The organism is Saccharopolyspora sp. CA-218241 (assembly GCF_050954615.1).
In the GTDB taxonomy this organism is placed as follows: domain Bacteria; phylum Actinomycetota; class Actinomycetes; order Mycobacteriales; family Pseudonocardiaceae; genus Saccharopolyspora; species Saccharopolyspora cebuensis.
Genome location: NZ_CP191860.1, coordinates 4,590,212 through 4,603,298 on the forward strand (window position 1 = coordinate 4,590,212; position 13,087 = coordinate 4,603,298).

15 protein-coding genes are annotated in these 13,087 nt (G+C 73.0%); all 15 read right to left on the reverse strand.

What is annotated here, in order from left to right:
- Positions 1 to 6 precede the first annotated feature (6 nt).
- The 15 genes from ACQP0T_RS21835 to ACQP0T_RS21905 all read right to left on the reverse strand — a co-directional run bounded on the left by ACQP0T_RS21835 (position 7) and on the right by ACQP0T_RS21905 (position 13,070).
- Complete coding sequence (locus ACQP0T_RS21835) at positions 7 to 996, reverse strand: FliA/WhiG family RNA polymerase sigma factor (protein WP_433869751.1); 990 nt, start codon at positions 994 to 996, stop codon at positions 7 to 9.
- Positions 971 to 1,957 carry a tyrosine recombinase XerC gene (locus tag ACQP0T_RS21840; protein ID WP_433869752.1) on the reverse strand — a complete coding sequence of 329 codons (987 nt, stop codon included), beginning with the start codon at positions 1,955 to 1,957 and terminating at the stop codon, positions 971 to 973. Before ACQP0T_RS21840 ends, ACQP0T_RS21835 begins: the two co-directional genes overlap by 26 nt.
- Before the next feature lie 666 nt (positions 1,958 to 2,623).
- Positions 2,624 to 3,766 (reverse strand): DNA-processing protein DprA, encoded by a 1,143-nt coding sequence (dprA, locus tag ACQP0T_RS21845; RefSeq protein WP_433869753.1) that lies wholly within the window; start codon positions 3,764 to 3,766, stop codon positions 2,624 to 2,626.
- 282 nt (positions 3,767 to 4,048) lie between these two features.
- Complete coding sequence (locus ACQP0T_RS21850; RefSeq protein ID WP_433869754.1) at positions 4,049 to 5,569, reverse strand: YifB family Mg chelatase-like AAA ATPase; 1,521 nt, start codon at positions 5,567 to 5,569, stop codon at positions 4,049 to 4,051.
- A complete protein-coding gene (locus ACQP0T_RS21855; protein ID WP_433873810.1) occupies positions 5,570 to 5,953 on the reverse strand; it encodes a YraN family protein in 384 nt (127 codons plus the stop codon).
- A gap of 301 nt (positions 5,954 to 6,254) precedes the next feature.
- Positions 6,255 to 6,578, reverse strand: coding sequence for a DUF2469 domain-containing protein (locus ACQP0T_RS21860; protein WP_345355578.1), 324 nt, complete (start codon positions 6,576 to 6,578; stop codon positions 6,255 to 6,257).
- Between the two features lie 33 nt (positions 6,579 to 6,611).
- Positions 6,612 to 7,328, reverse strand: coding sequence for a ribonuclease HII (locus tag ACQP0T_RS21865; RefSeq protein ID WP_433869755.1), 717 nt, complete (start codon positions 7,326 to 7,328; stop codon positions 6,612 to 6,614).
- A 35-nt stretch (positions 7,329 to 7,363) separates the two neighbouring features.
- Positions 7,364 to 8,305: a signal peptidase I gene (gene lepB, locus ACQP0T_RS21870; protein WP_433869756.1), complete on the reverse strand. Its 942-nt coding sequence runs from the start codon at positions 8,303 to 8,305 to the stop codon at positions 7,364 to 7,366.
- A gap of 232 nt (positions 8,306 to 8,537) precedes the next feature.
- On the reverse strand, positions 8,538 to 8,894 hold the full coding sequence (gene rplS / locus ACQP0T_RS21875) for a 50S ribosomal protein L19 (protein WP_345355588.1): 357 nt from the start codon (positions 8,892 to 8,894) through the stop codon (positions 8,538 to 8,540).
- Between the two features lie 190 nt (positions 8,895 to 9,084).
- On the reverse strand, positions 9,085 to 9,870 hold the full coding sequence (gene trmD, locus ACQP0T_RS21880) for a tRNA (guanosine(37)-N1)-methyltransferase TrmD (RefSeq protein ID WP_433869757.1): 786 nt from the start codon (positions 9,868 to 9,870) through the stop codon (positions 9,085 to 9,087).
- A 15-nt stretch (positions 9,871 to 9,885) separates the two neighbouring features.
- The gene (gene rimM, locus ACQP0T_RS21885) at positions 9,886 to 10,419 is read right to left on the reverse strand and encodes a ribosome maturation factor RimM (RefSeq protein WP_345355594.1); all 534 of its coding nucleotides are present in this window, start codon (positions 10,417 to 10,419) and stop codon (positions 9,886 to 9,888) included.
- A gap of 131 nt (positions 10,420 to 10,550) precedes the next feature.
- Positions 10,551 to 10,790, reverse strand: coding sequence for an RNA-binding protein (locus ACQP0T_RS21890; protein ID WP_344134710.1), 240 nt, complete (start codon positions 10,788 to 10,790; stop codon positions 10,551 to 10,553).
- Positions 10,787 to 11,230: a 30S ribosomal protein S16 gene (rpsP, locus tag ACQP0T_RS21895; protein ID WP_433869758.1), complete on the reverse strand. Its 444-nt coding sequence runs from the start codon at positions 11,228 to 11,230 to the stop codon at positions 10,787 to 10,789. The genes ACQP0T_RS21890 and rpsP overlap by 4 nt, the downstream gene beginning before the upstream one ends.
- A gap of 179 nt (positions 11,231 to 11,409) precedes the next feature.
- Positions 11,410 to 12,120, reverse strand: coding sequence for a type II CAAX endopeptidase family protein (locus ACQP0T_RS21900; protein WP_345355600.1), 711 nt, complete (start codon positions 12,118 to 12,120; stop codon positions 11,410 to 11,412).
- A gap of 125 nt (positions 12,121 to 12,245) precedes the next feature.
- Positions 12,246 to 13,070, reverse strand: coding sequence for a CPBP family intramembrane glutamic endopeptidase (locus ACQP0T_RS21905; protein WP_369775495.1), 825 nt, complete (start codon positions 13,068 to 13,070; stop codon positions 12,246 to 12,248).
- Between the last annotated feature and the right edge of the window lie 17 nt (positions 13,071 to 13,087).

Consider the following 13,087-nt stretch of genomic DNA (forward strand, 5'->3'; position numbering starts at 1 on the left):
GCGAGGTCAGGACGGCTCGGTGAGCTTGGTCCGCAGCCGCAGCACCGCCCGGGTGTGGAGCTGGCAGACCCGGGACTCGGTGACCCCGAGGACCTTGCCGATCTCGGCCAGGGTGAGGTTCTCGAAGTAGTAGAGGGTCACCACCACCCGGTCGCGCTCGCTGAGCCGTTCGACGGCCTCGGCGAGCTGGCGGCGGCTGTCCCGGTCGACCAGCGCGGCGACCGGGTCCTCCGCGCGGTCGTCGGGCAGCGTCTCGGCGAGCGAAGCGGTGGCCGGACCGCCGCCGATCAGGTCGTCGAGCGCGATGACGCTGGTCATCTGGAGCTGCGCGAACAGCTCGCGCAGGTCGTCGACGGTCAGCTCCAGCTCGTCGGCGAGCTCGGCGTCGGTCGCGGTGCGCTGCAACCGGGCCTCGAGGCGTTCCAGCGCGCGTTCGACGTCCCGCGCCCGGCTGCGCACCGAGCGGGGCACCCAGTCCTGCGCGCGGAGGTCGTCGAGGATGGCACCTCGGATGCGCTGCATCGCATAGGTCTCGAACTTCAGCCCGCGCTCGGGCTCGAACTTCTCGATCGCGTCGACGAGGCCGAAGATGCCGGATTGGATCAGGTCGGAGACCTCGACGTGCGAGGGCAGGCCGGTGCCGACCCGGCCGGCGACGTACTTGACCAGGGGCGCGTAGTGCAGCACGAGGCGGTCGCGGCGGTCCTGATCGCGGTGGTCGCCGAAGGCCTGCCACAGCGCGACGATGCCGGCTTCGACCTCGTCGCCGCTGCGCGGATCACCCGTGCTCCCCCGTTCGGGATCGCCCGCCGAGGCGATCGATGACAGGGCGCGTTCGGTCAGGCGTTCGGAGAAGCGGTGGCCGTTGGCCTTCACCTGGGGCTCCCGGGGTGGCCCCGTCGTGACCCTCGCGGAGGTCCGAGTCGAGGTCGGACTCGCGGTCACCGTGTCGGCGCCGCCCCCGGCGCGGTCAGGAACGGGGGTGGGTTCGGTCATGGATCGCCTTCAGCCGTTCGACGGTCACGTGGGTGTAGAGCTGCGTCGTTGCGAGCGTAGCGTGACCGAGCAACTCCTGAACGCTACGGAGGTCGGCTCCGCCTTCGAGCAAGTGGGTGGCCGCCGAGTGACGCATCCCGTGCGGGCCGACGTCCGGCGCACCGGGCACCGTCCCGACCGCGTCGTGCACGATCCGGCGGACGGCGCGGGGGTCGAGGCGGCCGCCGCGAACCCCGAGGAAGATCGCCGGTCCGGACGACGGACGCACCAGTGAGGGTCGCCCGCTCGCGAGCCACCGGTCGAGTGCCTGCTCCGCGGGCACGCCGAACGGAACGGCGCGCTCCCGGTCGCCCTTGCCGATCACCCGGACCATCCGGCGCTCGCGGTCGATGTCGTCGAGGTCCAGTCCGCAGAGCTCGCCGACCCGCACCCCGGTGGCGTACAGCAGCTCGAGCACGGCGTGGTCCCGCAGGGCGACCGGATCTCCCTGCCCGGACCCGCTCGCCGACGCGTGCAGCGCGGAAGCGGCCTGGTCGACCCGGAGCACGGCGGGCAGCGCACGCGGCCGGGCCTGCCCGGACAGCCGGGCCCCCGGGTCGGTCGCGAGCCGCCCGGCGCGCACGGCCCACGCGGTGAACGTCCGCGCCGAGGCAGTGCGCCGCGCCAGCGTCGACCGGCTCACCCCGGCGGCGTGCTGCCGGGCGAGCCATTCCCGCATCGTCGCCAGGTCGAGCTCGGCCAAGGCGGCGTCCCCGCCCGAGACGGCGGCGACGTGGTCGAGCAGCGAGACGACGTCACCGACGTAGCCCCGGGTGGTGTTCCCCGACAACCCGCGCTCCGACGCGAGGTGCCGTTCGAACGCGTCGACCGTCTCGCCGAACTCCGCCGGCAGCCGCGCCCGCGCCGAGCGCAGATCGGGTCTGCCGGGATGCGCGCTCCGGGTCGATTGCGTGCGATCCATGATCCGACGCTCGCGTCTGCACCGGCGCCGGTCAAGCATCGCCACGCCAAAAGCTGATCACTCCGGACCAGCGATCACGGACAGTCGTCACCGCCCGGCGGCGCCCGGCCGAGCGCACTCACCCACCCAGGCCCCGCACAACGCCACCATCTGCGACACCACCCGTTCGACGAGCTCCCCGCCCACCCGTCACCGACCGCCACGCCCACCGGAGGAGATCACTGTTCGTGATCAACTCCCCGGCCGTCGTCGATGCCGGGGAGCCCCGGCCCCGTGCCGGCCGCTTCGCGCGAGCCCGGTTGCGCGCCGTCCGCTTCCGCGCCGCCCGGTCCACCCCGACTTCCACGGCAGCACGGCAGCACGGACGCTCGGTGGTCCCGCGATCGAAACCGAATTCCGTCCGTTGTCCGGGTGGCTCCGGGCACGTCGGGAGCACTTACGGGCCGCGTCCGGGGAGCGTCGGGGGCGCAGCGCCGGGTCCGCGATCCGGTGAGGCCACCGGACGCAGTCCCGCCCCTGTCGCCGGGACTGCGGCCGTTGCGCTCCGCACGACCCGAGGCGGCTGCGGTTCCAGCGCACGCGTGGTTTGGGGCCGAGCGGCTCCCCCGCCGACGCGCGCGGGAACGGCTCGCGCGGTCGTCGGCGAGGTTCCGGCTCTCTGGTCGCTCAGGTCGTGGCGGACCACCCCGCTTCGGTGCGCACGGCGAGCCCGGACAGTTCCAGCTCCGGCAGCAGCGCCCGCACCGTCCGCAGCGGCAGGCCGCACTCCCGGGCCAGCGCGTCGACGCCGCTGCCATCGCAGCCGCTCAGCGCGTCGTGGACCCGCCGCGCGTGCGGGTGCAGCGCGTCCGTGCGCCGCCGGGTGTCGGTCGCGGGCGCGGCGTCGGCCTGCCCGAGCGGCTGGAGCAGTTCGAGGACGTCGTGCGCCCCGGTCGCCAGCACGGCGGTACCGGTGCGCACGAGGTCGTGGCAGCCCACCGAGGTCTTCGACGTGACCGGACCGGGAACGGCCAGCACTGGCTTGCCGAGGGCGTCCGCGGTGTGCGCGGTGTTGCCCGCGCCGCTGCGCGCGCCCGCCTCCACCACGACGGTCGCCTGCCCGGCAGCCGCGATCAGCCTGTTGCGGACCAGGAAGCGGTGCTTGCGCGGTGGCGTGCCCGGCGGGTGTTCGCTCGCCACGAGCCCCTGCTGGGCGATGACCTTGAGCAACCTGCCGTGCCCGGCCGGGTAGTCCACGTCCACCCCGCAGGCCAGGAACGCCACCGTGCTGCCGCCCGCGGCCAGCGCGCCGCGGTGGGCGGCCCCGTCGATGCCGTACGCCGCGCCGGAGACCACGGTGAAGCCGCTCCGGGCGACGCCGTGGGCGAGTTCGGCGGCCACGTGCTCGCCGTAGCCGCTGGCCGCCCGCGCTCCGACCACGGCGACCGCGTTCGCCAGCGCGACGTCGGGCGGCGCGCTGCCGCGCACCCAGAGCGCGACCGGTTCGGCCATCCCGGCGAGGCCGACCGTCCGCGCGCCCGCGAGGCACTCGACCAACTCGCCCGGCCAGTCCGGGTCCTCCGGGACGACCAGCCGCGCCCCGACCCGACGGCCCGCGTCGAGCAGCGCCGCACCGTCGACGTGCTCCCGCCGCGCTTCGACGACATCGGCCAGCGGGGGCGGCACGCCTCCGCGCTTGATCTCCTCGGCCGCGCGTCGCGGCCCGCGGGCCGCGACGAACTCGGTCAGCGCCGGGGCGGGCGGTTCCGCCACGGCCGAGAGGTACGCCCGGGCGACCAGCAGTTCCTCGCGTTCGGTTCGGGTGCTCATCCTGCTCTCCTCGCTCGTCCGGTGGCCTCGCGGCCACGCTGTCGCTGCCGTGCCTGCCGCGCTGCCGTGGCTGTCGGCGCCGTGGCTCCCCGGTGACGTGCCCGCCGGTGCCGTGCGGCTGCCGGTGACGTGCCGCGCTCGCGCGGGCGCGGGGCGGGCCCGGCCATCCCCGGCGCGGGGTGGGATGCCCGGGTTCGCCGGGCGGCGGGGCCGTCCCACTCCCCCGGCGGCGGTCTCCGGCTGCTCGAGCCCGCGCCGCGGCCGCCGGTCGGTGCCCGCCGGTCAGGTCGCCCGTCGGTCCCGGAACTCCAGCGCGGCGGCCACGTGCTCGTTCGTCGGGGTGGTCGCTCCGTCCAGGTCCGCGAGCGTCCACGCCACCCGGAGGCAGCGGTCCGCCCCCCGTGCCGTGATGGCGCCGACCTCGAGTCCCCGGTCGAGCAGCGCCGTCGTGGCCGGTGGGAGCGCGTACTCCCGGCGCAGCACCGGACCCGGCACATCGGTGTTGCTCTGCCAACCGTGCGGCGACCAGCGGTCGATCGCGGCGGCCCGCGCCTCGGCGACCCGGGTGCGCACCACCGCGCTGGACTCCGGCGGGGCGAGGCCGACCGCGTTCATGGCCGTGATCGGACGCATCCGGACCCTCAGGTCGACGCGGTCCAGCAGTGGACCGGACAACTTGCCCAGGTACCGGCGCCGGGCCTGCGGCGCGCACTGGCAGTCGATGTCGCGGGCCGGGGCGCAGGGACAGGGGTTGGTGGCCAGCACGAGCTGGAAGCGCGACGGGTAGCGCAGCGTTCCGTCCCGGCGGGCCAACCGGACCTCGCCCTCCTCGAGCGCGGTCCGCAGCGCCTCCAAGCGCTTCGGCCCGAGCTCGCACGCCTCGTCCAGCAGCAGGACCCCGCGGTGCGCCCGGCTGACCGCGCCGGGCCGCGCCCATCCGGTGCCACCGCCGATGAGCGCCGGCACCGACAGCGACGCGTGGGGCGCCACGAACGGCGGGGCGCGGACCAGGGAGGCGGCTTCCGGCAGTTCCCCGGCCACCGAGCGCAGCGCGGTCACCTCCAGCGCTTCCTGGTCGGTGAGCTCGGGCAGCAGGCCGCACAGCCGCCGGGCCAGCATGGTCTTGCCCGTGCCCGGCGGGCCGACCATGAGCAGGTGGTGCCCGCCCGCGGCCGCGACCTCCAGGGCCCAGCGCGCTTCGGGTTGCCCGAACACGTCGGCCAGGTCGGGTGCGTTCCCGCGCGGCTCCGGCTCCGGTCGCGGCACCGGCTCCCGGTGCAGGTCGTCGAGCTCGCGCAGCCAGGCCGTCACCTCCCGGAGATGCTCCGCGCCGAGCACGTCGAGACCGGCGACCAAGTGGGCTTCGGCCAGTCCCGCGCGGGGCACGACGGCGCGGCGCATCCCCTGCCCGCGCGCCGCGAGCAGCGCGGGCAGCAGTCCGCGCACCTGGCGGATGCGGCCGTCCAGCGCCAGCTCCCCGAACAGCACGGTCCCCTCCAGGCGGTGCGGTGGGACCAGCTCCGCCCCGGCCAGCACCGCGCACGCCAGCGCCAGGTCGTAGGACGTACCGGTCTTGGGCACCGACGCCGGGGAGAGCGCGAGCGTGACGCAGCGCTCCGGCCACTGCTCCCCGCAGTTCTGGACCGCCGCCTTGATCCGGTTCTTCGCCTCTTGAAGCGCGGTGTCGGGCAGTCCGAGCAGGTTCAGCGCGGGCAATCCGCCCGCCCGCACGTCCGACTCGATCTCCACCAGCACGCCGTCCAGGCCGAACAGCGCGACCGCCCACGTCTTCCGGAGCGCCATTCAGAACACCCCCGGGAGGTGCCGCGCGCTCGGCCGCTGGTGCAGCGGCCAGAGGATCGCGACGACGTCGAAGCGCACCGGTCTGCCGGTGAGACCGCGTTCGTGCAACCAGGTGCGGGCGAGCTCGCGCACCCGGGTGATCTTGAGCGGGGTCATCGCGGCGAGGGGGCCGCCGTAGTCGTTCCCGGCGCGCGCCTTGACCTCGCAGAACACCACCACGTCGCCGTCGGTGGCCACGATGTCCAGCTCGCCTCGCGGGCAGCGCCAGTTGCGCTCCAGCACGGTCAGGCCGGTCTGCTCCAGCATCCGCGCAGCCAGCTTCTCGGACTCGACGCCGAGCGCGTGCCTGCGTCCCCTGGTGTCGTCGTCGGAAAGGGAACCCATGAACTGGCGCACGTTGCCTCCCGGGGATGAGCGGAGAATTCGCATTCGGCTCTCCACGCCGAAAACGATCGATGGCTCCACCGTGCCCAGGGCGGACGACCGCGCCAAGGGGCAATTCCGAAATCTGTGGACAACTCGGTGCCCTGTGGACAACTCGGTCACACGGGCGAGGGATCACATCACTCTGATAGGCAATTCTGCCGGGTGATTTTTTGCGCCTCCGACGGCGGCGAACACATCAGCGCCCGAGAAGCAGCGCAGCCCGGGTGGTCCACGACCACCCGGGCTGCGCCTTCCGCGATCAGCCGCCGAACGGACCGTTCTCCGGCAGCCGGAGCTCCGGTTTGTCCAGTTCCTCGACGTTGACGTCCTTGAACGTGATGACCCGGACGTTCTTCACGAACCGCGCGGGCCGGTACATGTCCCACACCCACGCGTCGGACATCGCCACCTCGAAGTAGACCTCCGCGTCGGAGTTGCGGACCTGCACGTCCACCGCGTTGGCCAGGTAGAAGCGCCGCTCGGTCTCCACGACGTAGGTGAACTGCCCGACGATGTCGCGGTACTCCTTGTAGAGCTGCAGCTCCATCTCGGTCTCGTACTTCTCGAGATCCTCGGCGCTCATCGTTGTGCGAGCCCTTCCGCGTTGCCGTTCGGACTACGACTCCTCATTGTCCACCACTTCCGCCGTCGTGGCATCGAACAAACCGGGCTTGCTGGTCACGGTCCGCGGCGAGCGCAACCCGAGGGCCCGCGCCGCACCGACCACGTTCGCGTAGGACCAGCGGTGCTCCGCGCACGGACCGTGCTCGGCCAGGCGCGCGGCGTGGTCCACCGTGCTGTAGCCCTTGTGCTCGTCGAAGCCGTACTGCGGGAAGTCCTCGGCCATCGAGGTCATGATCCGGTCCCTGGTCACCTTGGCCAGCACCGAAGCCGCGGCCACGCAGGCCGCGACCAGGTCGCCCTTGACCACCGCGACGCTCGGCGACGGCAGGCCGTGGACCCGGAAGCCGTCGGTCAGCACGTACCCGGGGTGGACGCTCAGGCGCGCCACCGCGCGGCGCATCCCCTCGAGGTTCGCCACGTGGACGCCGAGCCGGTCCACGTCCTCGGCGTCGATCACCACCACCGACCAGCTCATCGCCCGGCGGGTGATGACGTCGAAGAGGCGCTCGCGCTCGGCCTCGGTGAGCACCTTGGAGTCGGTCAGGCCCTCGAAGCGCTTGGCGTCACCGGCCTTGAGCGCGCAGGCGCCCACCACGAGCGGGCCGGCGCACGCACCGCGACCGGCCTCGTCCACGCCCGCAACCGGTCCCAGCCCCCGCCGGTCCAGCGCGCTCTGCAACGCCCAGTTGCCGCTGCTGCGCCGGATCACCGTCCGAGGCGGCCGGAGCGACCTCGCCGCCACTGTCAGCGCCGCTCCCGAGCACGTCGTTCGGTCACCACACCCACCAGCTTACGTCCCGCGAGCACGACCGGGAACGCGGCCGCGAACCCGGCGCCCAGCGGCAGACCGGACTGCCACCCGGGCGCCCCCAGCGCGAGGGCCTGCGGGTTCGGCTCCGGGATGCTCTGCCAGCGGGTCGGCGGCAGCACGATGACCTGCGCCTTGCCGATCACGTTCTCGACCGGGACCGCGCCCCGGGGACCGCCGCCGCCCTGGACCCGGGAATCCGCCGAGTCGTTCCGGTTGTCGCCCATCACCCACAGGTGCCCCTCGGGGACCGTCACCGGCTCGAACGGCTTCTGGACGTCGCCGCTGCCCGGCTCGAAGTACAGGTAGGGCTCGTCGAGCGGCTCGCCGTCGACCAGGACCCGGTTCTGCTGATCGCAGCACTCGACGGTCTGGCCGCCGACCGCGATGACCCGCTTGACGAAGTCCTTCTCGTCCGGCGCACCGAAGCCCAGCAGCGAGGAGACGTTCTGGAAGAAGCCGGCGACCGGGTTCGCGGGTTCCGAGCTGCGGAACCCGTCCTGCACCCACGGCTGCGGGCCGCGGAAGACCACCACGTCGCCCGGCTCCGGATCGGTGAACCGGTAGGAGATCTTGTCCACCAGCACCCGGTCGTTGTTGCAGCCGGGGCAACCGTGCAAGGTCTGCTCCATCGACTGCGACGGAATGACGTAGACCCGCGCCACGAACGCCTGGATCAGGACCGTCAGCACCAGCGCGGTGACGATCAGGATCGGCAGCTCGCGCCAGAACGAGCCCTTCTTCTTGCCCTTGCTCTTCTTCTCGCTCCGCGGTTCGCCGGTTCGGGCACGCTCCTCCGACGAGGCGGAGGCACGGTCGCGGTGCTCCCCGTCCTGGGGGTCGTCCTCTGGTCCGGTGGAGCGCATGACGTCGGCCACCCGGCCAGGCTACTTCAACCCGGGCGGGCTCCCGCGCGCTGCCCCGAGCTGCGACCGCGACCGCCCCCGCGCGCTGACGTGGTGTTTTCCCGCCGCCCCCGCGCCGGGGGCGGCCGATGGCGTGGTCAACGCCTCCGCAGGCCGGCTGCCCTTCACCCGAACGGGATAACGAGATGCGAAACGGCCCGGGTGCGCGCACCCGGGCCGTTCAGCGGTTCCGCTGCGGCGGTGATCAGGAGGAGGCGGGCTCGCGCTTCTCCTTGATCTTCGCCTTCTTGCCGCGCAGCTCGCGCAGGTAGTACAGCTTCGCCCGTCGCACGTCGCCGCGCGTCACGACCTCGATCTTGGCGATGTTCGGGGTGTGCACCGGGAAGGTGCGCTCCACGCCGACACCGAAGGAAATCTTGCGCACGGTGAAGGTCTCCCGGACACCGTCGCCCTGACGGCGGATGACCACGCCCTGGAAGACCTGGGTCCGCTCGCGCGAACCCTCGATGACGCGGACGTGGACCTTCAGCGTGTCGCCAGGCCGGAAGGCCGGGATGTCGGAACGCAGCGACTGGGCGTCCAGAGCGTCCAGGGTGTTCATCGGTGGTCCGTCCTCATCCGTGTCGATGGCACCCGTGTTCTCACATGCCGATGGCCCAGCCTGCTCGGTGGGGCACCGCTTGACACGGGGTGAACTTCGTCTTGGCGCGCCGGAGCACCGTCCGGCTGCGACAACCTCCCCAGTGTGCCAGATCCGCTTCACCGCACCGACAGCGACCCCGTTCAGGGGGTCAGCGCGCCACGTCTCCGGCATCGCGGGACTCGTCGGAATGCTCCGACTCCCCGAGCGTATCGAGCTGCTCCCGGTCCCGTGCGGTCAGGGTGCCCTCGGGCAGCGCGGCCAGCAGGTCCGGGCGCCGGTACCAGGTGCGCTCCAGCGCCCGGTCGCGCCGCCAGCGGTCGATCGCGGCGTGGTTGCCGGAGCGCAGCACGTCCGGCACCGGCCGCCCGCGCCACACCTCCGGGCGGGTGTAGCAGGGACCTTCCAGCAGGCCGTCGGAGAACGAGTCCTGCTCCGCCGACAGCGGGTTGCCCAGCACGCCCGGGAGCAGCCGGGCCACCGCCTCGACCATGGTGAGCACCGCGACCTCGCCGCCCACCAGCACGTAGTCGCCGAGCGAGACCTCCTCGACCGGCATCCGCTCGGCGGCGTCGTCGATCACCCGCTGGTCGATGCCCTCGTAGCGACCGCAGGCGAAGACCAGCCGGGGTTCGGCGGACCAGCGCACCGCGTCGCGCTGCGTGAACGGGCGGCCCGCCGGGGTCGGCACCACCAGCCGGGGCGCCTCGTCGCCGCAGACGGCGTCCAGCGCCTCGCCCCAGACCTGGGGCTTCATCACCATCCCCGGGCCACCGCCGTACGGGCTGTCGTCCACCGCCTTGTGCACGTCGTGGGTCCAGGTGCGCAGGTCGTGCACGTCGACCTGGATGCGGCCGCGATCGATGGCCTTGCCCAGCAGCGCCTCGCGCAGCGGCGCGAGGTAGTCGGGGAAGATCGTGATGACGTCGATGCGCATGGTGCTCCGTTCGGGTCAGCTCGGGTCGAACAGCCCTTCCGGCGGGTCCACCACCAACCGACCGGCGGCGACGTCGACCTCGGGCACGATGTCCAGCACGAACGGCACCAGCACCTCGCCGCCGTCGGTGCGCACCGCCAGCAGCTCGCCGGCCGGGGTGTGCACCACCTCGCGCACCACGCCCCGCTCCTGCCCGGCGGTGTCCACCACCCGCAGCCCTTCGAGCTGGTGGTCGTGGAACTCCTCGGGGTCGTCGGTGGGCCCCAGCTCGTCGACGCCCACGGTGAGCAGCACGCCGCGGAGGTCCTCGGCGGCCTCCCGGCCGACCACGCCCTCGGCCCGCAGCAGCAGGCGTCCCGCGTGCGGGCGCGTGGACTCCACGGTGAGCGACTCGCCGGGACGGCCGCCGCCCCGGCGGCGCACGCCGAGCACCGCGCCGGGGACGAACCGCAGCTCGGGGCTGTCGGTGCGCACCTCGACGACGAGTTCGCCCTGCACGCCGTGGGGTTTGACCACCCGCCCGACCGCGAGGGTTTCCTGCTGGTTCATGCTCGCCTTCTTGCGCTGGTGGGGGCTCTCCGCGAGGACGGCCCCGATGCGGTGCGCCGGTCGCCGGACCGGGCGTCGAGTGCGAAACGGGGCCACCGCGCGTTGGCGGTGGCCCCGGTTCGGCAACGGGCTCAGCGGTCGGTGTCGACCACGTCCACGCGGATGCCGCGACCACCGATGCCGGTCATCACGGTGCGCAACGCCGTGGCGGTGCGCCCACCGCGCCCGATGACCTTGCCCAGGTCGTCGGGGTTCACGTGAACCTCAAGGGTGCGGCCCCGGCGGGTCGTGAGGAGCTGCACCCGCACGTCGTCGGGGTTGTCGACGATGCCCCGCACCAGGTGCTCGAGGGAGTCCGCGAGGACCGTCACGCCTGGCCTTCCTCGGACTTCGACTCCTCGGCCTTGGCCTCGTCGGCCTTCTTGCCACCCTTCTTCTTCGGGGTGACGGCCTCGACGGTCGGCTCCGACTCGGCGGCGGCCAGCGCGGCCTCGAACAGCTCCTGCTTGGTCTGCTTGGGCTCCGCGACCTTCAGCGTGCCCTCGGCGCCCGGCAGGCCCTTGAACTTCTGCCAGTCACCGGTGACCTCGAGGATGCTGCGCACCGGCTCGGTCGGCTGCGCGCCGACGCCCAGCCAGTACTGCGCGCGCTCCGAGTCCACGATGATGCGGCTCGGCTCGTCCTTGGGGTGGTACTGACCGATCGTCTCGATGGCCCGGCCGTTGCGGCGCGTGCGGGCGTCGGCGACCACGATGCGGTAGTGCGGCTCGCGGATCTTACCGATCCGGGCCAGCTTGATCTTCACAGCCACGGGTGGTGGTGCTCCTCAGACTCTCGTTCGTGTGTGGGCGAGCATCCACGCCGAGTGGGGAACAACGGATGGAACGCTCGTACGTTCTACCGGCCGCGGACGGTGAGAGGGTCCGATCGCGGCAGCCGACAGACCATTGTGCCAGATGGGCCGGGACCCCGGACGACCGGCCGAGGCCGCTACGCGGGCAGCAGGCCGAGCGAGAGCAGCAGCAACCCGAGCGCCGGGATGAAGTTGTTCACCTGGTGCGCCACCACGCTGGCGGTCAGCCTGCCGGTGACCAGCCGCGCCACCCCGATCGGGATCGCGATGACCAGCAGCAGCACGGTGCGCTCCGGCTCCAGGTGGCTGATCGCGAACACCGCCGTGCTCAGCACGAACGCGGTGAGCCGGCTCCACCGCAGGCGCTCCATCGCACCCCACAGCAGCCCCCGGAAGACCATCTCCTCGCACAGCGGCGCGACCAGCCACACGTGCAGGAAGATCACCACCGCCAGCGCGGGCGACAACTGCGCCTCGTCGAGCAGCCCGCCGACCGTGGACTCCGCCTCCTCCGGGCCCCAGCGGGTCCAGAGGACGGTGGCGATCGTCGTGCTGATCATCCCGATGCCGCCGATGGTCAGCCCGGTGGTGACGTCCGACCAGCGCCACTGCAACCCGAAGTCCAGCCGGGGACCGTTGCCCCGCACCAGGGTGATCACCACCGCCACCGCGCCCGCGAAGATCGTCGGCAGCACCAGCATGAGCACCAGGGCGCTGGCGCCCGAGTTCCCCAGCGCGGCCGCGAGCAGCACCGAGACCAGCACGAACACCGCCTGCGCGGCGAAGAACGCACCCATCCCCCAGCGGTGCGTGCGGGCGTCGACGGCGGTCTCCGGCTGGTCGTTCACGTGCGCCTCCCTGCTCCCCGGTCCGGGTTCGCCCGCGGCGGCTGCCGGCCCGTCGCGCGGACACCGGCGGAGCAGCCAGATTACCGCCGATGGCCCAGCGTTCCGGCGACGCCGGTCGCACCGGGTCACCCCGCCGTGGCGAACAGCAGCACCGCCGGGAGGAAGTTGTTCGTCGCGTGCGCGATCATGCTCGCCGAGACCCGGCCGGTGATCATCCGCGCGGCGCCCATCGCGACACCGCCGAAGAACAGCACCAGGGTGCGCCACGCCTCCTGGTGGATCAACGCGAAGATCAGCGCGGTCAGCAGCAGGATCGCGTAGCGCGGCACCTTGTAGTGCTCCAGCGCGCCCCACAGCGCCCCGCGCATCAGCAGCTCCTCGGTCAGCGGCGCGCCGATGAACGCGAACAGCGCGAACAGGAACAGCCACACGGTGCGCTCGCCCTGCATCAACCGGGTGAGGTCGCTCTCCGGCGGCGGGCCGGACACGCTGATCACGATCAGGCTCAGCACCAGCGACCCGAGCAGCGCCACGCCGCCGCAGGCCAGGCCGACCTTCCAGTCCCGCCGCCGCGGCAGGATGCCGAAGTCCGAGCGCAGGCCGCGCCCGCGCCACCAGGACAGCACCGCGGGGACCAAGCCGAGCAGGATGTTCGGCGCGAACGCGAGCAGCAGCAGCGGTCCGGTCTGCGGCGGCGCGGTCGGGTCGAACCCGGTCTCCTCGTTCGGGCTGAACGCCGACATCACCATGCCGACCAGGTAGTACCCGCCGTAGCCGAGGAAGAACGCGGCGAAGCCCCACGCCAGCGAACCGCGGCGGGCGGCCTCCAGCTGGGCTTCCCAGTACCTCGGGTGCAGGTCCCCGGTGGTGTCCTCGACCGGGCGCATCGGCTGGAACGGCACCGGGCCGACCCCCGGCGGTCTGGACTGCTGCTCGTCGGACTCGCCCACGCTGCTCCCCTCGACAG